Raw genomic sequence first — 22735 nt, 5'->3', positions numbered from 1 at the left:
CCATAGGGGGCGACGGCGACACCACGGCACGGCGATACGGGGGCGCGTGATGACGGTGACCGGGACGACAGGGACGGAGCCGCGGTCCTCGATACGGGTGCGACTCGTGGGCGTCCTGCTCGTCCTGCTCTCCCTCGTCCCGGCCGTGAGCTGCTGGCTCGTGTTCTCCGCCTGGCTGCCCCACGACGTCGAGCGGTATCGGGAGTACCGGGCCGCCGAGCCGTGCCCGGATCCTTCGACGGTGGGGAAGGGGGCGGACTGTCTCCTCACGGTCGCCTTCACCGTCGAGCGCACCAGGAACGAGCCGGGCAAGAGGAGCGGCGGCTACACCGCGACCCTGGACGGCACCCCTGTCTGGAGCGGAACCGTGTCCTTCGGCGACCCGGACCCCGTCCTGGAGCGGCTCGCGCCGGGCGACCGGATCACCGGCACCGTCTGGCGCGGCGACGTCATGACCGTAGGCAAGGGGGAGCTACGGCAGAACACCTCCGACGCGCCTCGCGACGAGCCCCAGATGACGTACGCCCTCGGCACCTTCCTGGGGCTCCTCGCGGCGCTGGGGCTCGGGTTCGGCGCGGTACGGATCGCCCGGCCCCTCGGTCGCGAGCCGTTCACCTGGCGGCCGTTGGGGAAGACCCTGTTGATCGTCGTGACGGCCGCCTGTGCCGGCGTGGGGCTGCCGGCCGTGTGGATCGGCGTTCCGTCCTGGATCGTGCCCGCCGTCGTCGTACCGATCGTCGCGGTCACGGCCTGGCGGCTCCACCAGCACGTGCGCCGGACCGCGGCCCGCGACCGCTCGCCCTCCCAGGCGGAGCCGACGGAACCGGCCTGATCGGCCGGCCCCGTCCCAGCGAACCGCCCCAGCGATTCGCCCCAGCTCACTCCCTCAGATCGTCACCCCGTCGATCTGAATCGTCTGCACCGCCTTCGCCGCGAACGGCACCGCCACCGACTTCCCGCTCAGAAACCTGTCCGAGTACGACCGGTAGGCGTCCCCGCCCGTCGTCACCGTGTTCCAGCGGGGGACCAGGCCGCCCGTCCCGCCCGTCACCGTCGTGAAGCGCGACAGGTCGAAGGTCAGGGTCTGGGCCGAGGTCGAGGTGTTCAGGGCCACGATGACCAGCCGCCTCGCCGTTGCGTCGTAGGCCGCCGTCGCATAGCTCACGCCGGTGTCCAGGATGCGCATGCCGGGGCGGATGTGGCGGCTGAACTGGGCCAGCACGTAGTACTTCGTCTCGATCGCGCCGGCCTGCAAGGTGCTCGCGTCGTACTTGATCACGCCCCAGCCCGCGGTCGGGTCCATGACCTGCCAGTAGACCCAGGCCGTCGGGTGCAGCCAGCGGAAGTCGTAGAGGAGGTTGAAGGCCATGGTGTAGCCGGTGCCGTCGCCGTCGCCGGTCTCCGAGTTCCACAGCTTCTTGCCGGCCGTGGTGACCACGTCCGTGTAGAGCAGGTCCCTGCGGCCGGCCGAGCCCTGGTAGCCGTGCACGTTGACCTGGTCGACGTACCCCTTCGTCGTGGAGCTGAAGGAGTTCCAGGTGGTGCGGGCGAGGTCGTAGCTCGTCTCGTCCGAGGCGGAGATCTTCACGCCCGACAGCCCGCGGCTGTTCAACTCGCTGCGCATGTACGGCAGTACGGCCGACTGGACCGCCGAGTCCATGTGGCAGCCCTCCTGGGTGCCGGTGGCGGTCCACCAGGACGACGAGGGCTCGTTGAAGGGGTCGACCGTCGCGAAGTTCACGCCCCAGTTGTTCTTGGCGTAGAGGGCGACGGCGGCGAGGTGGGAGGCGTGCTGGCGGTAGTTCCAGGTCTGGAGGTTGTTGCCGCCGCCCGAGGCGCCGGAGGGGTTGTGGTTGGAACACATCCACCACATCGGGGAGTTGGCGAACAGCTCCGTCGTCGCGCCGCGTGCCACCGCCTTCGTCAGCATCGCGCGCTGGGTGGCGTCGGCGGTCCAGTCCCAGGCGGAGGACGTGGGGTTCTCGTTGTTCCAGTCCTGCCAGTAGCCCTCGATCTGCTTGAACGCGGGGATGTTGGGGGAGGCCACCATCGACTCGCCGCCGACCGAGTTCCAGCTGCACGCGCCCAGGTTGTAGCGGGCGATGTTCATACCGAGACCGGGGAGCGAAGTGCCGTTGTAGGTCGTCGACTTGGTGGTGAAGAAGAGGTCGGCGAAGTCGTCCCGGGCGCCGAACACGTTCGCCCACCAGGCCAGCGAGGTGCCCCAGCCCTCCCAAGTGCCGTACGAAGTGCCGGGGTTGACGGCGATCGTGGCGTCCGCGCGTGCGGTGCCGGTCGCCAGGGCGCTGCCGAGGAGGGTGCCTCCTGCGGCTGTCAGCAGCGTTCTGCGTCGGATCATGGCTGTCTTCTCTGCCTCTCCGTGGGGCTCGGCTCCTGTCCCTGAACAGATGGCCGGGCTGACGACGTAGTGGCTCGCCCATCGCGCCCCCCGCGTGCCATCACGAAGCATCAGGTGTGGTGCATGGGGTTGTCGAGATGTGTGACAGCGCTTTCTTTCTATCCGGGTTTCTATTTTTCCAACGGTTATCCGAAGGGGTAGCGGTTAGTGGGGGCGGGGCGCCGAGAGGCGATGGGCGCCGAGCGGTGCTGGACAGCGAGAGGTGACGGATACCGGCGGTCGGAAGCGATACGGCGGCCGGGCTGGTCACTTGAGGTGGCAGCGCTTATCGTGCGGGCCCGGTGGAGACGGCGTGCACGGGCGGAGGGCGGTGTACGGCATGCGGGTTCCCGTCGTGGGGCACGACACCCGGCGTCGGCGGGCCCGTCGCCGGCGCGTGCTGTGGACCGGCGGCGAACTCCTCGTCACCGTAGGGGTCGTACTCCTGCTGCTCGTCGTCCATCAGCTGTGGTGGACCAACCGGGAGGCGCTGCGGGGCGCCGAGCGGAAGGTCGAGGCGCTGGAGCGCGAGTGGGACACCGAGCAGGAGCCGGCCCTCGCCCCCAGCCCCCAGGGCACCGATACCCAGAGCACCGGCACCGCGACCACCGACCCCGCCCCCGGGCAGCCGCAGCGGTCCACCACCCGCTCCCGGCAGCCCAGTTGGTCCCAGGCCTACGCCATCCTCACCATCCCCCGCCTGGGCCTGCGCGTCCCCGTCGCCGAGGGCGTCGGCAAGCAGGGCGTCCTCGACAAGGGCTACGCCGGCCACTACTCCGGCACCCAACAGCCGGGCCAGGCAGGCAACTTCGCCCTCGCCGGGCACCGCAACACCCACGGCGAGCCCTTCCGGTACATCAACCGGCTCGCGCCCAAGGACACCCTCCAGGTCGAGACCAGGGACGCCGTCTACACGTACGCCGTCGACAGGACCCTCGCCCAGACCTCGGCCCGCGACTCGGGAGTGCTCCGGAAGATCCCGAGCTCGACGGTCCACCCCACCCGCGGCTACACCGCGCCCGGCTACTTCATCACCCTGACCACCTGCACCCCGGAGTACACGTCCCGGTACCGCCTGGTGGTCTGGGGCAAACTGGTCTCGATGCGCCCCCGTTGACGCACGTGCCGCCCCTCAGCGCACGTGCCACTCCTCGGCCGGTACGCAGTCGTACAGGGTGTGGGCCCAGTCGTTGGGCCTTCCGAAGACCACCCGCGTGAGCAGGACATCCCCGGCGCGCTGCGCACGAGGGATCATCCCCAGCTCGTGCGCGCCGACATCGCCCTCGGTGGTGATCCCGATGTCCCTGTCGGTCTTCTCCAGGCAGGCGCTGAGCTCGGCCGCGAGCTCCGACGGCGGCCGGCCGATCAGCCGGATGCCGTCGAGGGTGACCTGGGGACCGGACAAGGCGTCCACGGCGACGCGGGTCAGTCCCATCGAGTCGACGTCCACCAGCCGAGCCCGGCCCCGCTGTGCCGAGTCAGCCCAGCCGTGGCGTGCCGAGGCCAACCCTGCCGTGCCGTGCCCGCCCAGACGAGCTGAGCCGAACCCAGCCGACTGAGCCGAGCCCGACCAACCTGGCCGACCGAGCCGAACCCAGCCGAGCGCGGCCCAACCCCGTCCCAGCCCCGATCCCGGCCACCCCACCCCTCCCCCTTCACCCCCGCTCCCGCAGCACCCCCACCAAAACCCCCGCCGCCACACCCAACCCCGCCGACACCACCATCGCGACATCCGCCCCCCGAGCCAGATCCCCGCCCGAAGACGTCGCGAGGGCGATCGTCAGGGCGACCCCCGCGCACGACCCGATGTACCGGAGGGTCTGCTGTGCCCCCGACCCCATCGCCGCCCGCCGAGCCGGTACCGACTCGACGGCGAGCAGCGGCAGCGCGGCGTTCAGCAGACCGCTGCCCACCCCCGCCACGACCAGTCCGGGGAGCAGGCGGGTCCAGGAGCCCGAGTCGAGGGAGCCCAGCATGGTCAGGACGCCGGCCGCGTGGAGCAGGAAGCCGAGGGCGAGTTGCAGACGCGGGGGTATCCGGCCGGAGAGCCGGCGTGCCTGGAGGGCCACCGCGAAGGAGAGGCCGGACCAGAGGAGGAACAGCCAGGCCGTGTCCATCGGCGACAGCCCCATCGTCTGCTGGAGCAGGGCCGGCAGAAAGCTGAACAGGCCGATCACCGCGAGCCCGGTGAAGAGCCCGCCCGCGGAGGAGGCGAGGAAACCGGGGCGGCGCAGGAGACCCAGGTCGATCATCGGGGCGGTCGCGCGCCGCTCGACCACGACGAAGAGGGCCAGCAGTACCAGCGAGGCGAGCAGCAGCAGCCCCACCGGGGCCCGCAGCCACCCGTCCCGGCCCAGCGTCAGGGCGGCGACCAGGGCGACCAGGGCCAGCCCGAAGGTCACGGCGCCGCCGAGGTCGGGGCGGGGACCGCGTGGGGCGCGGGACGCGTGGTCGTTCGAAGGCGCCTCCGCGGCGGGGCCCGCCGTCGCCCTCCCGCCGTCGGAACGCGGCAACGCGCGCGCCGACAAGACCCCCACGACCACGGCGGCGGCGCCGAGCACGACGTACGACAACCGCCAACTCGGCATCGCGCCGGTCACGAGAGGCCCCACCGCGATCCCGCCGCTCACGAACGCGCCCCACACCCCGGTCGCGCGCAGCCGTCCGGCCGGTGTCGGGAAGGCGTGGGCGATCAGGCCGAGGCTGCTCGCGAGGAGGGCCGCGCTGGCCGCGCCCTGGGCGATGCGGGCCAGGGTGAAGAGCAAGGTCGTGGAGGCGAAGGCGCCGAGGACCGTGGTGAGCCCGAGCGCGAGGGTGCCGGCGACGAAGACCCGGCGGCGCCCGTAGTCGTCGGCGAGGCTGCCGGCGACCAGGAGGAGGGCGGCGAGACCGAGCGGGGTGCCGTTCAGGAGCCAGGCCTGGGCGGAGAGCGGGGTGTGCAGGGCGGCGGCGATGTCGGGGAGCGTGACCATCGGCGCGGTGTACGTCATCAGGGCCACGGCGGTGGCGGCGCTGGTCAGGGCGAGGGTGGGCCCGGCGGGTGCGAGGGGCGCCGGAGTCGGTGCCTCGGTGAGGGTTCGTTCACTGAACCTTGTCATGCGGAGTACCGTAACAGGGAAGGTTCGGTCAATGAACCATCCGCTCGCAAAGTGACTGAGGTGGACGGCATGGCACTGGGCAAGGACTACGTGACACAGCAGTGTTCGATGGCCCGCGCGCTGGAGATCGTCGGCGAGCGCTGGACGCTGCTCGTCGTCCGCGACGCGCTCTACGGCGTACGGCGCTACAACGACTTCCTCGGCCACCTCGGCATCCCCCGCGCCGTCCTCGCCGCCCGCCTCCAGATGCTCACCGAGGAGGGCGTCCTGGAGAAGCGCCGGTACCAGGAGTCGCCGCCGCGCGACGAGTACGTCCTGACCGACCGCGGCATCGAGCTGTGGCCCGTGGTGCGCTCACTGGGGCGGTGGGGCCGCGAGCACTACGACAAGACGGTGCTGCGCGCCTTCCGGCACGCGGAGTGCGGCACCGAACTCGGCTCGTACGGCGAGTGCCCCGCCTGCGCAACCGTCGTACCGCCCGCCGACGTCCTCATGACGCCGGGCCCCGGACTGGATCCGGACCCGGTGGATCCGGTCAGCCGGGCGCTGCTGAAGCCCAAGCGGCTGCTGGAGCCGGTAGTGACCGATCAGGTATAACCGACACAAGTACGAATGACGTACGCCGTCCGGCGAGCGATCCGGTGAGCGAGGGGAGGGGTGGCCGATGATCCGCGGCTCACGCCCCGCCGTACCCCTGCTGCTCCTGTTCCTCCAGGTCGCACTCCTCGACACCGGCAGCCTCTCCGCCACCGTCGCCCTCGCGGCGACCGCCGCGGCCGGCTCCGCCTTCGCCGCCTGCTCCCTGCTCGTCGCGCGCTGCGCACCCGCCGTACCGCCCACCCGGGTCCGTACGGCCATCCGCGACCGCGCCCGCCGTACGGCCTTCCTGCCGCAACGCGACCCCGATGCCAGGGGCCGCACCAGGCCCCGCGCGCCCGGACACGCCCTCCTGGCGACCACCGCGTAGGGGCACCTGCTTCTCCACCTGCCTCCTTTTCCTGACGCACGACTGTGCGCCCCACGCGGGTCGTCATGCCGCCTGTTCTCACACCCGGCACTGACGAGACCCCCGGAGGGCTCACCCATGTCCGTCTTCGCCACCCTGGTCGAACATCTCGCCGACCTCCTCCAGCCGCTGCTCGGCGCATCCGCCGCGGCCGGCGCGATCGTCCTGTTCACCGCGCTCGTACGCCTCCTCGTGCACCCCCTGTCCCGCGCGGCGGCGCGCGGGCAGAAGGCCCGCACCGAGCTCCAGCCGAAGATCGCCGAGTTGCGCAAGAAGCACGCGAAGAACCCCGAGAAGCTCCAGAAGGCCGTACTGGCACTGCACGCCGAGGAGAAGGTCTCCCCGCTGTCCGGCTGCCTGCCGAGCCTGTGCCAGCTGCCCGCGTTCTTCCTCCTCTACCACCTGTTCTCGAACACGACCAACCCGCTCCTGACCCACCAGCTCTTCGCCGCGCCCCTCGGCGACCACTGGGCGGACGCGCTCAGTGGCGACGGGGTGTTCGGGGGAGCGGGACTGGTCTACGTCGGACTGTTCGCCCTGGTCGCCTGTGTGGCCGCCTTCAACTTCCGCCGTACGAAGCGGATGATGGCCGCGAATCCGGCCGTGCCGGTGATGGACGGCCAGCCGGTGCCCGGGATGGGGGCGATGAGCAAGGTCATGCCGTTCATGTCCTTCTTCACGCTCTTCACCGTGGCCGTGGTGCCGCTGGCGGCCGCGCTGTACGTCGTCACCAGTACGACGTGGAGCGCGGTGGAACGGGCGGCGCTCTACCGCTGAGACGGCCTGAGGCCGTTTGAGGCCCCGAGGCCCCGAAGCCCTGAAGTCCCGAAGTCCCGAAGCCCCGGGACCCTCGGTCCAGTCCGTGAACCGGGTATTGCGGACTGGACGTCGACCTTGGAGGATCGACCAGTCATCCGATGGCTGCACCCATGGGACGACGCCCCGCGATCGAGGGAGATTGTGATCATGAAGCTGCTGCGAGTCGGTACGGCGGGAGCGGAGACACCCGCGCTGCTCGACGCCGAGGGGACGCTGCGGGACCTGAGCGGTCTCGTCCCGGACATCGACGGAGCGCTGCTCGCCGACGACGCGGCGCTCGGGCGGATCCGTACGGCCGCGGAGGCCGGCGAACTGCCCGCGCTGGACGCCACCGGGCTGCGCGTCGGACCGCCGCTCGCCCGGATCGGCAAGATCGTCTGCATCGGCCTGAACTACCACGACCACGCCCGCGAGACCGGCGCCGAGCCGCCCGCCGAGCCCGTCATCTTCTTCAAGGCCGCGGACACGGTCGTGGGCCCGCACGACACCGTCCTCGTGCCCCGCAAGTCCGAGAAGACCGACTGGGAGGTCGAGCTGGCCGTGGTCATCGGACGTACGGCCCGCTACCTCGACTCCCACGAGGCGGCGCTCGCGCATGTCGCCGGGTACGCGGTGGCGCACGACGTGTCCGAGCGGGAGTTCCAGATCGAGCGGGGCGGGACCTGGGACAAGGGCAAGAACTGCGAGACGTTCAACCCGCTGGGCCCGTGGCTGGTGACGGCGGACGAGGTGCCGGACCCGCAGAACCTGTCCCTGAAGCTCTGGGTCAACGGGGAGCTGAAGCAGGACGGGACGACGGCCGAGCAGATCTTCCCGGTGGCGGAAGTGGTGCGGTACGTCAGCCAGTTCATGACGCTGTACCCCGGCGATGTGATCAACACGGGGACGCCGGCGGGCGTGGCGCTGGGGCAGCCGGAGCCGAAGCCGTTCCTGCGGGCCGGGGATGTGGTGGAGCTGGAGATCGAGGGGCTCGGGCGTCAGCGTCAGGAGTTCAAGAGCGCCTGAGGGGTGGGGACTGCGCGACGTACGCATCTGCGGGCCGGTTGTGGCTGGTCGCGCAGTTCCCCGCGCCCCTCAGGCGGGTCGGCTATACGTTCTTCTGCAAGAACTCCTCCAGCGCCTCCACCACGAACTTGTGGTCCTGGAGCTGGGGCAGACCGCTCACCGTCACCGAGCCCACGACTCCGACACCCTCCACGGTGATCGGGAACGAGCCGCCGTGGGCCGCGTACTCATCGGGGTCCAGGCGTGAACTCTCCTCGAAAGTGGTCCCCTTGGCGCGGAACCGGGCGCCCACCAGATACGAGGCCGACCCGTAGCGCTCGACGACCCGCCGCTTGCGGTTGATCCAGGCGTCGTTGTCCGGGGCGGAGCCGGGAAGGGCGGCGTGGAAGAGCTGCTGGCCGGCGCGGTGGATGTCGATGGCGACGGGGGCCTGGCGCTCACGGGCCAGCTCCACCAGCAGGGAGCCCAGCGCCCACGCGTCGTCGTTCGTGAACCGGCTGAAGACCAGGCGCCGTTCCTGGGCCTCCAACTCCTCCAGCGGCGGGGTCAGTTCAGGGTGGAACTTCGGAGTCAATTCACCACTGTGCGTCACAGCTTCACCACCACTCCGTCGTGGGCCGAACGGCGGGCCGCCTCGAGCACGTCGAGGGCGGCGGCCGCCTCCAGTGCGGTCACCGGGTTGGGACCGCCGTCGAGCAGGGCTTTCGCCACGGCCGCATAGTAAGCGGGGTAGTCGCCGGCGAGGGTCGGTTCGGGCCGACCGCCACCGGTCAGCGGGGACTCCCCGGCACCGACCCGCCCCCACAGCGACTCGGGCTCCAGCCCCCAGTCCTTGTCCTCGGCCGGCCGCTCGCCGTCCTTGAGGGCGGCCTCCTGGGGATCGAGACCGTACTTCACATAGCCGGCCCGCGAGCCCAGCACCCGGAAGCGGGGCCCGAGTTGGGCGGTGGTGGCGGTGGCGTAGAGCTGGGTCCGCACCCCGCTCTCATGGGTGAGGGCGATGAATGTGTCGTCGTCGACGGAAGCGCCCGACCGCCGAATGTCGGACTCGGCGTACACGGAGGTGACGGGCCCGAAGAGAACGAGGGCCTGGTCCACGAGATGGCTGCCGAGGTCGTACAGCAGACCTCCGATCTCTGCCGGGTCACCGGACTCCCGCCACCCGCCCTTGGGCTGCGGCCGCCACCGCTCGAAGCGGGACTCGAAGCGCCATACGTCGCCCAGTTCACCCTCGGTGAGCAGCTTGCGGAGCGTCAGGAAGTCGTTGTCCCACCGCCGGTTCTGGAACACGGACAGAAACAGCCCCCGCTCCTCGGCGAGAGCGGCCAGACCCCGCGCCTCGGCCGCCGTGCCGGCGACGGGCTTGTCGACCACGACCGGGAGACCGGCCTCGAGGGCGGTGGTGGCGAGCGCGACGTGCGTCTTGTTGGGCGAGGCGATGACGATGAGATCGAGCTCGCCGCCCCGCTGTGCGAACAGCTCGTCGGACGTGGCGGCGACGCGTACGTCCGGGAACGCGGCGCGGGCCTGCTCCTGGCGCTCGGGGTTCGAGGTGACCACCGTGTCGAGGACGAGGCCCTCGGTCGCGGCGATCAGCGGGGCGTGGAAGACGGAGCCCGCGAGGCCGTAGCCGATGAGGCCCACGCGGAGGGGGGTACCAGCCGTACCAGTCGTACCAGTCATGCCTCCCACTTTGGCAACGCTGTTGCCAAAGTGCAAGCGGTAGGGAGAATGGTGGCGTGGACAGGACGAAGAAGCCGGCGGGCGGCGGGCGCCCGGTGACGGCCGGAGTGAACCTGCTCGGGCTGCGCAGCCACAACACCGCCCTGGTGCTGGACCTGCTGCGCACCGCCGGAGCCGGGGGCATCAGCCGCCTGGAACTCGCCGACCGCACCGGCCTCACCCCCCAGGCCGTCAGCAAGATCACCGCCCGGCTCCGCGAGGAGGACCTCGCGACGGAGGCGGGCCACCGGGCCTCCACGGGCGGCAAGCCCCGGACGGTACTGCGACTGGTCCCGGAGGCCGGCCACGCACTGGGAGCGCACCTGGACCGGGACGAGCTGCGGGCGGTGCTGGTCGACCTGGACGGGACCGTGGTGGGGGAGCGGTGCGTCGCGATGGACCTGGGGTCCGGGGCCGACGCCGTGGTGGAGGGGGTGGCAGTCCTGGCCGAGGCGCTGCTCTCGGAGCTCCGGCCGACGTCCGTACTCGGCCTGGGAGTGGCCCTGCCGGGCCCGCTGGACCACGGACGGGGCGTCCTGCACCGCGTCACCGGCTTCCCCGAATGGGACGGCTTCCCCCTCCGCGACGCACTGGCACACCGCCTCGGCATGCCGGTCGTCGTGGACAAGGACACCAACGCGGCAGCCCTGGGCCTGGCCGTAGGAGACGAGGCCGACGACTTCGCCTACCTGCACCTCGGCACGGGCCTGGGCGCCGGCCTGGTGATCGGCGGCAAGGTTCACCGCGGAGCCCGCACGGGGGCCGGCGAGTTCGGCCACCAGGTCATCCAACTCGACGGCCCCCCCTGCCCCTGCGGAAACCGCGGCTGCATCGAGGCCCTGTGCCTGGCAGCGGTGGCACAGGGAGACACGCAGACAGCGGCCCGCGTACTGGGCGCGGGCGCCGCGAACCTGGTCGGCCTGCTCGACATAGACGTAGTACTCCTGGGCGGCCGCACGATCACCGCAGCACCGCAGGCATTCGTACGAGGAGTGCGAGCAGCACTGGCCGAACGCGCACGGACCGCGGACGCCGTACCCGTAAGACTGGCCGACGGCGGCCCCCGGGGAGTAGCGGAGGGCGCCGCCCAACTCCTGCTCGCACCACTGTTCGGCCGTTCCGACGGCTGACGCCCAGGCGGGACGAGACCCGCACCGGCGCAACGGCGAGCAGGGGACACCCCCCGGTGCGGCCCCGACCCCCGACGACGAGTAGTGCGCAACGCGAACCCCCACCGAACCGCAACGGGCCGCCGCAGGCATACGAGGCGCACCCCCACCGCCGATCGGGCGGCATTCAACCCCCACCCGGAGCGGCACCCCCAGCCCCCACCCCCCACCCGCCATGCTCATGTGTTCATGCGACTGTTCACGCCCGCCCCCCTGACCATCACCGCGGCAGCCGCCCTCCTCCTCATGCCCTCCCCAGCCCACGCGGCCCCCGTCGCACCCACCTGCACCACCCCCGACACCCGCACCTTCCCCCTCACCACCCGCATCCACGGCGGCCCCGCCACCTACGAACCCGGCGGCGGCTACGGCACCTGGTACCTGGACCTCACCAACAAGACGGACCGCACCTGCGAGAACATCCACCCGGTGGTGGTGCTCGTCGACAAGAAGCACGCCCTGCACCCCGACCAGCCACAGCTGGAGTTCTACGAGGCCGGCCGCCCCCACCCCGTCCGCTTCGAGACCACCGACGAGGACGAACTCGTAGGCGTGTTCCGCAAGGCCCTCACCGTCCCCCCCGGCAAGACCCGCACGGTGAAGATCAGGCTCGCCCTGACCTCGGACGCCGCACCGAACGAGGTCACCGCCAACGCCGCGGTCGTACAACGCCAGGACGACGACGGCGACTGGGTGGGCCAGTCCAACGACTACCGCTTCGCAGTCGGCACCGACGCCGTAGAAGTCTCCGAAGGCACAGACGACCCCTCGCAGCAGAGCCAGAGCCAGAGCCAGAACCAGAGCCCCACCGAAGCCACCGTCCCCAACGCCGAAGAAGCCGCGGAACTGGCCCACACCGGCCCCAGCACCCCCGCCCGCCTCCTCGCCGCCGCCCTCCTCCTCACCACCGGCGGCACACTCCTCCTCGCCCGCCGAACCAACCGGAAGTAGGCCATTCCCTCAAGATCCGGCCACTGTCTAGGCTGGGGCCGACGCAGCACCGCGTACATGCGTACGGCAGGAGATCCCGCACATGGCAGACCGCAGGCCCATCGACTCGTGGCTCACCGACATGGACGGTGTGCTCATCCACGAGGGCGTACCGATCCCCGGCGCCGACGCCTTCCTGAAGAAGCTCCGCGAGTCCGGCAAGCCCTTCCTGGTCCTGACCAACAACTCCATCTACACGGCGCGGGATCTGCACGCCCGTCTGCGGAGGATGGGCCTGGACGTCCCGGTCGAGAACATCTGGACCTCGGCGCTGGCTACCGCCAAGTTCCTGGAGGACCAGCGGCCGGGTGGTTCCGCCTATGTGATCGGCGAGGCCGGTCTCACCACGGCCCTTCACGACGTCGGCTACGTCCTCACCGATACAGATCCTGACTTCGTCATTCTTGGTGAAACCCGGACTTATTCCTTCGAAGCGATGACGAAGGCCGTCCGACTCATCAACAACGGTGCTCGGTTCATCGCGACGAACCCCGACGAGACCGGACCTTCACCTGAAGGGGTGCTGCCGGCCACAGGTTCGGTCGCGGCACTGATCACCGCGGCAACCGGCAAAAGGCCGTACTTCGTCGGCAAGCCGAACCCGCTGATGATGCGGGCGGGCCTGAACGCGATCGGGGCACACTCCGAGTCCAGCGCGATGATCGGTGACCGGTTGGACACGGATGTGCTGGCGGGCCTGGAGGCGGGGATGGTGACCTTCCTTGTCCGCACCGGTCTGACGTCGGACGCGGACATCGAGCGGTACCCCTACCGCCCCTCGAAGGTCGTGGACTCGATCGCGGATCTCGTCGACCGGATCTGAAACCCCACAACCCACGAAGACGACTCGTACGGAGCAGTGGCGGCCCCCTGAGGATGCGGGGCCGCCGTCCCCGGGGGACTCTCCACATATCTGGAGGTTCACGATGGGTTCACTACGCCTCACTTTCTGCACCGCCCTGCTGGCAGCCACCGCACTGACCACCCCGGCGGCGCACGCGGCCGACGGCGAAGGAGTCGCGGTCACCCCGTCGTCCCCCGCCCCCGGCACCGACATCGCACTGCGCGTGAGCGGCTGCGCCGGCAGCACCGGCACCGCGGTCTCCGCGGCGTTCGTCGCCGACGTACGCCTCGTCGGCATCGACGGCACCCTCGTCGGCGAGACCAGGGTCCGCACCGAACTGAAGGCGGGCTCCTACGACGTCGAGGTCATCTGCGGGGACACGGCCCACAAGACGGCGGTCACCGTCGTCGAGGAGCCGTCCCCGCACACCTCCCCCGTCGCCCCGGTCAGCGCGGGCGGCGGCGGCACGGCGCACCTCGCCGCCGTCGACGCGCGCGAGGCCGGACCCGGGACAGCGCAGGCGGTGACCGGGCTGGTGCTGGCCGGGGTGGCGGCCGGGGCCGTGGTGCTGCGCAGGGTCCGCCGGAGCCGTGGGACCGACTGACGTGCGCCCCTCCGGTACCGGCCGCCTCCTCACCGGGGTGGCCTGGGCGGTGCTGCTGCTCGGGCTGTGGCTGTGGGGACGGGAGGTGACCGACGTACGCAACGGCATATCCGCGCCCACGACCGGGGACGTGGCGGCGGTCGGACGGCCGCCCGAGGTCGAACTGCCGCCCCCCACCGAGCCGTTGAGGCCGGCGCTGCCGCAGCGCATCGACATTCCCGGACTCGGCGTGCAGGCGCCCGTGGTGGCCCGCGGGCTGGACGGGACCGGCGCGATCGACCCGCCGCCCTACGACCAGGCCGGCGTCGTCGGCTGGTACGCCGCCGGGGTGAAGCCGGGGGCCGCCGGGGCCGCGCTGATGGTGGGGCATGTGGACACCGAGACCAGGCCCGCCGTCTTCTACAAGCTCAGCGCGCTGAAGCCGGGCGAGACGGTCCGGGTGATCCGCGACGACGGCAGGGTCGCCGAGTTCACCGTCGACGACGTCCAGGTCGTCGCCCGCGACCGTTTCGACGCCCGCCAGGCCTACGGGACCCATGAGAAGGGCCGCGCCGAACTGCGGCTCATCACCTGCGGCGGCACCTTCGACCGCGCGAGCCGCAGCTACACGGCGAACGTGATCGTGTCGGCGTATCTGACCGGGACGGGTCTGTAGCCCCGGCCGGCGCCACCTGGCCCGGTCGACGGCCCGCTCCCCCCGAAGCCGTCGACCGGGCTGGTCCTCAACCGCGCGCGCTCGGGCTGCGGGAGTAACCCGGCGACCGGCACGGGAGGCTCGTAGGCCAGATGTGGTGGACAGTCGGCCGGGGGCTGGGGCCTTCTGTAGGAAGACTCTAGAACGGATGGGCCCGGAGGCCTAGGGGGCATTTGACGCCAGGTCAAAAGATGGTGGCTCTGCGTCATACGGGCAGGTCGTACGGGGTGCTACGACGGTCCGTCGGCCGGGTCGTCGAACTCCCGCCGCAGCTCGGAGTCGTCCGCGCGGCGTTCGATGACCGCGGTCGCGACCTGGTCCAGGGGCAGCCTGCGGCGGCGCGCGTACTGCCGCAGGGCCATGAACGCGTGGTCGGCACGGGTGTTCCAGCGCTCGGCGAGCATGCCCTTCGCCTGCTCGATACGGACCCGGCTGGAGAGCGCCTGCTGCAACTGTCCGGCCAGGGTGCGGCACTGGGAGTAGACGGTGTTGTTCTGGAGCCCGAGGGACGCGGAGTCGGCGAGGAGCTGGGCCATCGGCAGCTCCGAATCGGACGACGGCTCTTCGGGCAGGGTGGGCACGAAGACGTTGAGCGCGCCGAGCAGCCGCGTGCGCCGCCGCAGGGGCACCGCGAAGGTCGTGACGACGTCGTGGCGCAGCGCCCGCTCCGTGAACTCCGGCCAGCGGGAGGCCGCGCGGGCGGCCCGGATCGAGACCGGCGGGACCGCCTCGCCGGAGCCGTAGGTGTCCAGGCAGGGGCCGCCGCTGTGCTGGGCCTCAAGCAGATCGAGCGCCATGTCCTCGTGCGCGCTGCTGCCCGTCAGCGAGACGGTGCGGCCGCCGTCGATGAGCATGACCCCGGCCGCCTGCGCGGTCAGCAGATCGACGCAGTGGTCCGCCAGCCGCCGTAGGTAGTCCTCGGTGTCGAAGCCGTCGGACAGGGTGTCCGCCGCCTCCACCAGTGCCGCCGCCAGCCGGAGCTCCCGGGTGGTGTGGTGCATCCGCGCCCACTCCCCTTCCCTGTCCGCCCGCCCCCGTCCCAGCGCGCGCCTACCCCCGACCATCGGTGCTGTAACAGCTCCCCGACAAGGCGCGGGCGATCTCGTGTGCCCCTCGACACGTATGTCAGGATTGAGCCTTGGACTGCAGCACCGAGGGGGAGTTGGATGTACGGCACGAGGGGGGCCGGAATGAGAACGTCCGCGATAGTGCTGGGGGCCGCACTGCTGATCGCCGGATGCTCTTCGTCCGGTGACAAGGACGAGCCGGACGACGCGTCCGGCGCCAAGATCACTCAACAGCCCAAGGAGACCGACCCGTTCTGGGTCAACCCAGAGGGCACCGCGGCCCAGCAGGTCGCGGCGTACGAGAAGTCCGGCAAGGACGCGGACGCCGAACAGATCCGCAAGATCGCCGAGCAGCCCACCGGGCAGTGGATCGGCACGGAGAACCCCGAGCAGGAGGCGCGCGGCTTCACCGAGGCAGCCGACAAGGCGGGCCGTACGGCTCTGCTGGTCCTCTACAACATCCCGCACCGCGACTGCGGCCAGTACTCGCAGGGCGGCGCCGCCGACGGCAACGCCTACCGGACCTGGCTCGACGGCGTGGCCGCGGGCATCGGGGACCGCCCGGCGACGGTCATCCTGGAGCCGGACGCCGTACTGCACCTGGTCGACGGCTGCACCCAGGACGAGTTCCACGAGGAGCGCTACGACCTCCTCCAGGGCGCCATCACCAAGCTCAAGTCGCTGAAGAACACCAAGGTCTACCTGGACGCGGGCAACGCCGGCTGGGGCCACCCGGACCAGATCTTCGAGCCGCTCCAGTGGGCGGGCATCGACAAGGCCGACGGCTTCTCGGTCAACGTCTCCAACTTCTACTCGACCGAGGACTCCATCGCCTACGGCAAGCAGCTCTCCGCGAAGGTCGGCAACAAGCCCTTCGTGATCGACACCAGCCGCAACGGCAACGGCCCCTACAACGAGGGCAAGGCCGACGAACGCTGGTGCAACCCGCCCGGCCGCGCCCTGGGCGAGACTCCGACGACGAAGACGGCGGACCCGCTGGTCGACGCGTACGTCTGGGTCAAGCGCCCGGGGGAGTCGGACGGCGAGTGCAAGGGCGGTCCGAAGGCGGGGGAGTGGTGGGCGGAGTACGCGCTGAACCTGGCGAAAGCCAGTAAGTAGCCACACAGCGAAGGGCGCCCTCCGTCACCCGGAGGGCGCCCTTCACTGCGTACCGTCTAGGGAACCTTGACCCACTGGGCCTTGCTCGGCGTCCCCTGATCGTCATCGACGAACAGCATGTACCACCCGGACTGCACCAGGTTCTTGTTCTTCGGCACCGTCACCGTGATCTTGTCCCCGGACACCTTGTAGTCCAGCTCGATCGACCGCTGGTCCACGTCGGTGACATGCGTCGCCGCACTCGGCCGGATCAGCCGGACCTTCTCGATCGTCGAGGCGTGCTGCGAGGTGAACGTCCCGGACTCGCCGCGCTCGATGGTCTGCGGACCGCCGGACAGCGAAGGACGGGAGTCCCGGTAGAGATAGGGCGGCGTGTAGATCTCGATGCGCTGCTCGAACTTGCCCGGCTTGGTGTTGGCCTTGTCGCTGTAGAGCGAGTCGGAGCCGAAGAACATCACCCGGCCGTCGGGCAGCAGGATCGAACCGGAGTGGTAGTTGCGGCCCACCAGCGGATCCGCCACCTGCTCGAAGGTGTTGGTCTCGGGGTGGTAGATGCGGGCCTGGAGGATGTTGGAGTCACTGCGCCCGCGGTAGTCCTCCGAGCCGCCCGACACCAGGATGGAGTCGTCCGGCAGGACCGAGATGTTCGGGTACCGCGTGCCCTTCTCCAGCGTCGGCCCGTCCGTGAACTTCGGGTCGTCCGCCTTGAGATCGACGATCCGCGTCTTGTTGCTGGACCGCGCGGACTCGCCGACCCCGCCGCCGCCGACCACCATGTACTTCTCGTCCTGCGCCGGCGCGAGCAGCACCGTGCCGGACGTCTCCATCAGCTTGGGGTCGCTGAGCCCGGGCAGCTTGGTGAACTTGTTGCTGTCGACGTCCCAGACGCCCGGGTCGCGCCCGACGTTGTCCGGCCCGTAGCCCGCGTTGGACCCCGAGTAGAAGACCTTGCCGTTCTGCATGAGGAACAGCGCGGGGTACGTCGGGAACTGGCGGGTCTTCGGCAGATACGTCCACGTCTTGGTCTTCGGGTCGAAGACCTCGTTCTTGCCCGGCACCAGCTGGCCGATGTCGTCGAGGCCGGAGACGCTGAGGATCTTGCCGTCGCTCAGGGTGGTGAGCGTCGGGTACCAGCGGGCCTCGTTCATCGGGTCGACCTTGATGTACTCCTCGGCGACCGGGTCGAACTCGTAGGCGTCCCGGATCCCCTGGAAGTCCTTCTTGTCGAGGGCGAGCTTCTGCGCGATGCCGTACGTGTTGCGCGCGTCGGTGCCCGACAGGCCCTGGACCCGGTAGTTGTCCTGCGTACCGGTCTCGTGTGTGCGGCCGGACTTCTGCGCCTCGACGTAGATACGGCCGAGTCCCGGGTCGTTGCGCAGGAACTTGCCGGTCTTCTTGTCGAAGACCTTCTCGGCGCGCTCCACGACGACCGGGTCCTTGGACACGAACGTCTTGCCGTTCTCCTTGCCGGTGAACTTGGTGCCCGCGGGCAGGGTGATCGGCTTGTCCGGGTTCTCGTTGTGGACGATCATCAGGCCGCCGGCCTTGGTGACGTCACCCTTGAGCTTCTCGTACCGCTTCGTACCGCCCGCGATCAGCAGATTGCCGTTGGCCAGCTGGGTGTGGCCCGTGCAGAACAGGTCACTGGGCGTGGGCACCTTCTTGATGGTGCCCTTGACCGGGTCCCAGATACGGGTGTCGAACTTCTTCGCGTCGAAGTTCTCCTGGTTGTTCCCCGACCCCGCGACGAGCAGCACCTTGCCGGTGCGCAGCAGCGCCGCGTGGATCGTGTTCTGTCTGAACTCCTCGGGAAACTCGACGACTTCCCACTTGCCGTTCTCGGCTTTGTACTCCGGTTTGTTGATCTGGTACTGGTGGTATTTCTCGGTCCCGAAGCGGTAGAGCCACGGCCCGTTCATCCCGGCCAGTGCGAGTACCACCGCCGTACCTATCGCTAGGCGACGGGCACGACGGCGTCCGGCACGGTCGTTCATTCCTTACGTCCCCCAAGTCCACCCAGGGCGATTTGCATGGTCTGGTCGTTGCCCCCGCTGTTGGCGCCGGTACCGCTCGTCTGAGAGGCGGCCCAGCTCGGCTTCTGGGCGGGCGCGTGCTGGGCCGGCAGCGGCTGCGGCTGGTACTGCTGCTGCGCCGGGACCACCGGGCCCTGCGGCTCCTCGGCGGGCTTCTTCTTCTCCTGGCGCAGCATGTGCCGCCAGACGAAGATCGGCGTCGCGGTGATCAGCATGGCGAAGATCGCCCAGATGATCATCGCGGGGTGCGAGTGCCCGTAGACGAAGCCGGCGGCGATCGAGCCACCGAAGATCGCGATGAAGTACCAGTGGTAGCGGAAGGTCCCGAACCACCGGTCGGGGCTGGCCGAGTCGCCCTTGGGGGTGACGACGAACTTGCTCTTGCGGCGCAGCGCGGAGTCGATCAGGGCCTTGGCGTAGAGCGGCGCGGACAGCGCGGACATCACCATGCCGGCCACACCGCCGGAGCCCTCGGGCTCGTGCGGGGAGACGTTGTGCCTGCGGTTCCAGACGTAGAGGCCGATCTGGAGGGCGGAGGCGTTGCCGTAGAGCATCAGCCACACGGTGGGGTCGATGTTCACACCCGAGGCGCCCAGGCCCAGGAAGAGCGCACAACTCAGGGCCGCGAGGATCCAGTTGAGGGCGGACATCGGGTAGAAGATGATCATCATCGTGTAGTTGAAGAGCTTGCCCGGAGGCAGTGAGTACCAGCCCTTCCAGTACTGCTTGAGGATCGTCTCGTACGTCCCTCGGGACCAGCGCATCTGCTGGGTGAAGAAGTCCGTCCAGGCGCTGGGGCCCTCGCCGACCGCGAGCACGTCCGGGGTGTAGACCGAGCGCCACTTCCGGCCCGTCGCCGGGTTCTTGTGGCGGTGGATCTCGAAGCCGGTGGCCATGTCCTCGGTGATCGAGTCGTACAGGCCGCCGATCTGCTTGAGCGCCCTGATCCGCACGGCGTTGGAGGTGCCGACGAACATCGGGGCGCCGTAGTAGTTGCCGGCGCGCTGGATCAACGCGTGGAAGAGGAACTGCTGCGACTCGGCGGCCTTGGTGACGAAGTTGTCGTAGTTGCCGTAGACCTGCGGGCCGATGACGAAGCCGACGTCCGGGTCGCGGAAGAAGCCGAGCATCCGCTCCAGGTAGTTGGGCAGCGGCACGTGGTCGGTGTCGACCGAGGCGAAGTAGTCGTAGTCGTCGCCGTGCGCGTCGAGCCAGGCGTTGTAGTTGCCGTGCTTGGTCTTGGCGCGGTGCGGGCCCTTGGCCTGGTTCCACTTCGCGATGCCCTTGCGGGAGAAGTGGTGCACGCCGAGCCGGGCGCAGACCTCCTTGACCTCGGGGTCGTCACCCTCGTCGAGCAGCCACACATGCAGAAGGCCCCGGTGGCGCAGCTTGACCGCCGCCTCCAGGGTCTTCGTGACCATCTCCAAGGGCTCCTTCCCGGGTACGAAGGAGGTCAGGAAGGCCACTCTGGTGCCGGTCTCGGGCACCACCGGGACCGGGTCGCGGGCGACCAGGGTGGCGTGCGCGTTCGACAGGACGTTCATGCAGCGGAAGAACTCGATCAGGCCGATCGAGACAAGCATCACTATGTCGAGCGCGGGCAGCCACTTGAAGTCCACGTAGTCGCGCTCGGTCCAGTGCTCGGGCTGGAGCAGCCAGAACAGCAGGACCAGGGAGAGCACCGGCGCGGCGGCCAGCATCAGGGCGACTCTGATGCGGTGCGTCTCCTGCGAGATCAGCGATCGGTACTCCACCTTGTAGGGCTTCGACGGATCGGGCTGGGTGAGGGGACCTGCCAACCGGCTGTAGTGCTCGTAGTCGTACTTCGGCAGGGTTTTCTTGATCCGGCGGAACGCGCCCGTCCGGGTCTGTGAAGCCACCCTGAGCTGAGTGGTCTCAGACGGGTCGAAGTCCTGCCGGGCGCCCGTCGGCGTCGACGTCATGAGTCATCCCCCCACACGCGAGCCAACGCGTGCTTTGTCGGTTCCTTACGTCTGCTCGAGTCCCCCTCGACCTTCACAGACGTATCAGTGGTGGGCCGCAGTCACCACATTCTCCACACCAATAGACATGGAACTGCGACCTTCCGGTTGCATGATGCCCCCCTCGGCATCGTCCTATGAACGGGGCCCCCTCTCCCCGTCATCACCGGCAACCGGCTCCGTGCCCCCCAAGTGCCGCGTATCCGCAGCATCTTGAAAACCAGGTTTCTACGGTGTCAGGCATGATCGCAAGATGCGAAACGCGGTGTTTACCGGTCATACGCGTTCATTGTGGCCCCTGTGGGGGCCTTGTGGGGAGGTTGTGGACAGTCGGGCACGGATGTTGCCGAAGTGCTCCCTTATAGCCCCCTCTGCCCGTATCGCATCCCCGGACCGTACCGCATCCATGATCTCCCGGTGCTGCCGGCAGGTGATCCACGGATCCTGCGGCACACCCCCGAGATCCGTGCGTACGCGGTGGAAGGCGTCCCAGAACGCCTCCAGCACCTCGCTCAGCAACACGTTGTCCAAGCCCCGGTACAAGGTGGCGTGAAACGCTCGGTCGGTGTCGGCCAGACCGTCGCCTCCTTGCGCGGCCTGTTGTTCCATACGGCCCACGAGCCCGTCCAGTTCAACGAGATCGGCCTCCGGCAGCCGCCCCGCGAGCCGCGACACGAGCCCCGTCTCCACCGCCTCCCTGAGCTCCAGCAGCTGGAGCAGCGAGTCCTCGCCCCGGTAGTGCCCGGCGACCGTACGGAAGGCGAGCCCCTCGATCATCGGCGCCAGGGACATCGGTCCGACATACGTCCCGAACCCGTGCCGGATCTCCACGATCCCCATCGCCTGGAGCGCCTTGAGCGCCTCGCGCACCGAGTTCCGGCTCGCCCCCAGGTACTCCATCAGCTCGGGCTCGGTGGGCAGCGGCGCCCCCGAGGCCAGCCGCTGGTCGAGGATGAGCCGTTTGATCCGCTCCTGGAGGTCACGCGCTGCCATGGGCGAGAGGGTATCCGGCCAAACGACCGGGAAGCGCCCCGTCGGCCCGAGCGACTTTTCGTGACCTAGGGGTTCCCTGCCCTCTCCTGACACCTCTGGTACGTCCTGACAGCACTCGCGCGTCCTGTCAGCGCGCCCGCCGGCTCTGTCAGCGCGATGTCCGCGCTCTGTCAGCGCACCCCGGCACAGTCCTGCTCATCGAGAACGGCAGGCAGCTGACGAGGAGTTGAGATGTCCTACGCGATCCGCGCCGAGGGACTGGTCAAGAAGTACGGCGACTTCACCGCCCTGGACGGGGTGGACCTGGAGGTCCCGGCCGGCAAGGTCGTCGGCGTCCTGGGCCCCAACGGTGCCGGCAAGACCACCACCGTGCGCATCCTGGCCACGCTGCTGCGGCCCGACGCGGGCCACGCGACCATCGGCGGGCACGACATCGCCAAGGACCCGGTGCGGGTACGGCAGTTGATCGGGCTGACCGGCCAGTACGCCTCGGTCGACGAGACGCTGTCCGGCGCCGAGAACCTGGTGCTGATCGGCCGGCTGCTCGGACTTTCCCGGCGGGACGCGAAGGCCAGGGCCGCGGAGCTGCTGGAGAACTTCTCGCTCACCGAGGCCGCCAAGCGCCCCATCGCCACCTTCTCCGGCGGTATGCGGCGCCGGCTCGATCTGGCCGCGAGCCTCGTCGGGCGGCCTCGGATCCTCTTCCTGGACGAGCCGACCACCGGCCTCGACCCGCACGCCCGCCAGGAGGTCTGGGACGTGGTCAAGGGGCTGGTCGCGGACGGCTCCACGGTCCTGCTCACCACGCAGTACCTGGAGGAGGCCGATCAGCTCGCCGACTCCATCACGGTGTTCGACAGGGGTCGCAAGGTCGCCGAGGGCCGGCCCGGGGAGCTCAAGCGCCGCGTCGGCGGACAGATCCTCCAGGTCCGCCCGACCGTGCCGGCCGATCTCCCGCAGGTGGCCGCGATCCTGTCCGAGCTGTCCGGACATGCCGCGGCCGAGGAGTCGGGCGTGCTGACCGTGCCGGCCGACGAGCCGCTGCTGGTGTCCGCGGTCGCCCGCCGGCTCGACGGCGCCGGCATCTCGGCGGACGAGCTCGGGCTGCGGCTGCCCAGCCTGGACGAGGTGTTCCTCGCCCTGACCGGCCACGCACCCGCCGTGGACGCCGAACCGGCCGCCGTCTGAACCC

Annotated in this window: 22 protein-coding genes; 13 read left to right on the top strand and 9 right to left on the bottom strand. The window is 70.0% G+C overall.

The window, feature by feature from the left end; all coding sequences use genetic code 11:
* The first annotated feature begins 49 nt into the window (after positions 1 to 49).
* Positions 50 to 832, top strand: coding sequence for a hypothetical protein (locus ACFY0U_RS04390; protein ID WP_388629941.1), 783 nt, complete (start codon positions 50 to 52; stop codon positions 830 to 832).
* 54 nt (positions 833 to 886) lie between these two features.
* Here ACFY0U_RS04390 and ACFY0U_RS04385 read toward each other — a convergent pair whose 3' ends face one another.
* Positions 887 to 2359: a beta-1,6-galactanase gene (locus ACFY0U_RS04385; protein WP_388629938.1), complete on the bottom strand. Its 1473-nt coding sequence runs from the start codon at positions 2357 to 2359 to the stop codon at positions 887 to 889.
* A 379-nt stretch (positions 2360 to 2738) separates the two neighbouring features.
* On the opposite strand from ACFY0U_RS04385, the gene ACFY0U_RS04380 reads away from it, so the two are divergent.
* Entirely contained in the window at positions 2739 to 3515 is a 777-nt protein-coding gene (locus ACFY0U_RS04380) for a class E sortase (protein WP_388629936.1), read from the top strand.
* A 15-nt stretch (positions 3516 to 3530) separates the two neighbouring features.
* On the opposite strand, the gene ACFY0U_RS04375 is transcribed toward ACFY0U_RS04380, so the two are convergent.
* Both ACFY0U_RS04375 and ACFY0U_RS04370 read right to left on the bottom strand, forming a co-directional pair.
* Complete coding sequence (locus ACFY0U_RS04375) at positions 3531 to 3833, bottom strand: hypothetical protein (RefSeq protein ID WP_388629934.1); 303 nt, start codon at positions 3831 to 3833, stop codon at positions 3531 to 3533.
* 220 nt (positions 3834 to 4053) lie between these two features.
* Positions 4054 to 5496, bottom strand: a complete 1443-nt coding sequence (locus ACFY0U_RS04370) for an MFS transporter (RefSeq protein ID WP_388629931.1) — start codon at positions 5494 to 5496, stop codon at positions 4054 to 4056.
* A gap of 69 nt (positions 5497 to 5565) precedes the next feature.
* On the opposite strand from ACFY0U_RS04370, the gene ACFY0U_RS04365 reads away from it, so the two are divergent.
* From ACFY0U_RS04365 to ACFY0U_RS04350, 4 genes are all read left to right on the top strand, one after another.
* Positions 5566 to 6093: a winged helix-turn-helix transcriptional regulator gene (locus ACFY0U_RS04365; RefSeq protein WP_388629929.1), complete on the top strand. Its 528-nt coding sequence runs from the start codon at positions 5566 to 5568 to the stop codon at positions 6091 to 6093.
* A 67-nt stretch (positions 6094 to 6160) separates the two neighbouring features.
* Entirely contained in the window at positions 6161 to 6463 is a 303-nt protein-coding gene (locus ACFY0U_RS04360) for a DUF6412 domain-containing protein (protein ID WP_388629926.1), read from the top strand.
* 117 nt (positions 6464 to 6580) lie between these two features.
* Positions 6581 to 7279 (top strand): YidC/Oxa1 family membrane protein insertase, encoded by a 699-nt coding sequence (locus ACFY0U_RS04355; protein WP_388629924.1) that lies wholly within the window; start codon positions 6581 to 6583, stop codon positions 7277 to 7279.
* A gap of 189 nt (positions 7280 to 7468) precedes the next feature.
* Positions 7469 to 8326, top strand: coding sequence for a fumarylacetoacetate hydrolase family protein (locus tag ACFY0U_RS04350; RefSeq protein WP_388629922.1), 858 nt, complete (start codon positions 7469 to 7471; stop codon positions 8324 to 8326).
* 82 nt (positions 8327 to 8408) lie between these two features.
* Here ACFY0U_RS04350 and ACFY0U_RS04345 read toward each other — a convergent pair whose 3' ends face one another.
* On the bottom strand, positions 8409 to 8918 hold the full coding sequence (locus tag ACFY0U_RS04345) for a heme-degrading domain-containing protein (RefSeq protein ID WP_388629919.1): 510 nt from the start codon (positions 8916 to 8918) through the stop codon (positions 8409 to 8411).
* Positions 8915 to 10009, bottom strand: coding sequence for a Gfo/Idh/MocA family oxidoreductase (locus ACFY0U_RS04340; RefSeq protein ID WP_388629917.1), 1095 nt, complete (start codon positions 10007 to 10009; stop codon positions 8915 to 8917). The genes ACFY0U_RS04345 and ACFY0U_RS04340 overlap by 4 nt, the downstream gene beginning before the upstream one ends.
* 56 nt (positions 10010 to 10065) lie before the next feature.
* Between ACFY0U_RS04340 and ACFY0U_RS04335 the strand changes: the two genes are divergently transcribed.
* From ACFY0U_RS04335 to ACFY0U_RS04315, 5 genes are all read left to right on the top strand, one after another.
* The gene (locus ACFY0U_RS04335; RefSeq protein ID WP_388629914.1) at positions 10066 to 11178 is read left to right on the top strand and encodes an ROK family protein; all 1113 of its coding nucleotides are present in this window, start codon (positions 10066 to 10068) and stop codon (positions 11176 to 11178) included.
* A gap of 228 nt (positions 11179 to 11406) precedes the next feature.
* Positions 11407 to 12168 (top strand): hypothetical protein, encoded by a 762-nt coding sequence (locus ACFY0U_RS04330; protein WP_388629912.1) that lies wholly within the window; start codon positions 11407 to 11409, stop codon positions 12166 to 12168.
* Positions 12169 to 12250: 82 nt separating this feature from the next.
* On the top strand, positions 12251 to 13030 hold the full coding sequence (locus tag ACFY0U_RS04325) for an HAD-IIA family hydrolase (protein ID WP_388629909.1): 780 nt from the start codon (positions 12251 to 12253) through the stop codon (positions 13028 to 13030).
* Between the two features lie 103 nt (positions 13031 to 13133).
* On the top strand, positions 13134 to 13655 hold the full coding sequence (locus ACFY0U_RS04320; protein WP_388629906.1) for a hypothetical protein: 522 nt from the start codon (positions 13134 to 13136) through the stop codon (positions 13653 to 13655).
* Positions 13642 to 14310, top strand: a complete 669-nt coding sequence (locus ACFY0U_RS04315) for a class F sortase (protein ID WP_388629904.1) — start codon at positions 13642 to 13644, stop codon at positions 14308 to 14310. The genes ACFY0U_RS04320 and ACFY0U_RS04315 overlap by 14 nt, the downstream gene beginning before the upstream one ends.
* 269 nt (positions 14311 to 14579) lie before the next feature.
* Here the strand turns inward: ACFY0U_RS04315 and ACFY0U_RS04310 are convergent, their stop codons facing one another.
* Positions 14580 to 15350 (bottom strand): GAF and ANTAR domain-containing protein, encoded by a 771-nt coding sequence (locus ACFY0U_RS04310; protein WP_388629902.1) that lies wholly within the window; start codon positions 15348 to 15350, stop codon positions 14580 to 14582.
* Between the two features lie 165 nt (positions 15351 to 15515).
* Between ACFY0U_RS04310 and ACFY0U_RS04305 the strand changes: the two genes are divergently transcribed.
* The gene (locus ACFY0U_RS04305; protein ID WP_388629899.1) at positions 15516 to 16535 is read left to right on the top strand and encodes a glycoside hydrolase family 6 protein; all 1020 of its coding nucleotides are present in this window, start codon (positions 15516 to 15518) and stop codon (positions 16533 to 16535) included.
* Between the two features lie 56 nt (positions 16536 to 16591).
* On the opposite strand, the gene ACFY0U_RS04300 is transcribed toward ACFY0U_RS04305, so the two are convergent.
* From ACFY0U_RS04300 to ACFY0U_RS04290, 3 genes are all read right to left on the bottom strand, one after another.
* Positions 16592 to 18529: a galactose oxidase-like domain-containing protein gene (locus ACFY0U_RS04300; RefSeq protein ID WP_388629896.1), complete on the bottom strand. Its 1938-nt coding sequence runs from the start codon at positions 18527 to 18529 to the stop codon at positions 16592 to 16594.
* Positions 18526 to 20511 carry a glycosyltransferase family 2 protein gene (locus ACFY0U_RS04295; RefSeq protein WP_388629893.1) on the bottom strand — a complete coding sequence of 662 codons (1986 nt, stop codon included), beginning with the start codon at positions 20509 to 20511 and terminating at the stop codon, positions 18526 to 18528. The genes ACFY0U_RS04300 and ACFY0U_RS04295 overlap by 4 nt, the downstream gene beginning before the upstream one ends.
* A gap of 315 nt (positions 20512 to 20826) precedes the next feature.
* Positions 20827 to 21543, bottom strand: a complete 717-nt coding sequence (locus ACFY0U_RS04290; RefSeq protein ID WP_388629890.1) for a FadR/GntR family transcriptional regulator — start codon at positions 21541 to 21543, stop codon at positions 20827 to 20829.
* Positions 21544 to 21774: 231 nt separating this feature from the next.
* Here ACFY0U_RS04290 and ACFY0U_RS04285 point away from each other — a divergent pair, with 231 nt between their 5' ends.
* Positions 21775 to 22731, top strand: coding sequence for an ATP-binding cassette domain-containing protein (locus ACFY0U_RS04285; protein ID WP_388629888.1), 957 nt, complete (start codon positions 21775 to 21777; stop codon positions 22729 to 22731).
* Positions 22732 to 22735: the final 4 nt, after the last annotated feature.

This window comes from Streptomyces sp. NPDC001536 (genome assembly GCF_042894505.1).
Lineage (GTDB): Bacteria > Actinomycetota > Actinomycetes > Streptomycetales > Streptomycetaceae > Streptomyces.
The sequence above is the reverse complement of the archived record's forward strand: the minus strand, read 5'-3'. Positions and strand labels throughout refer to the sequence as shown.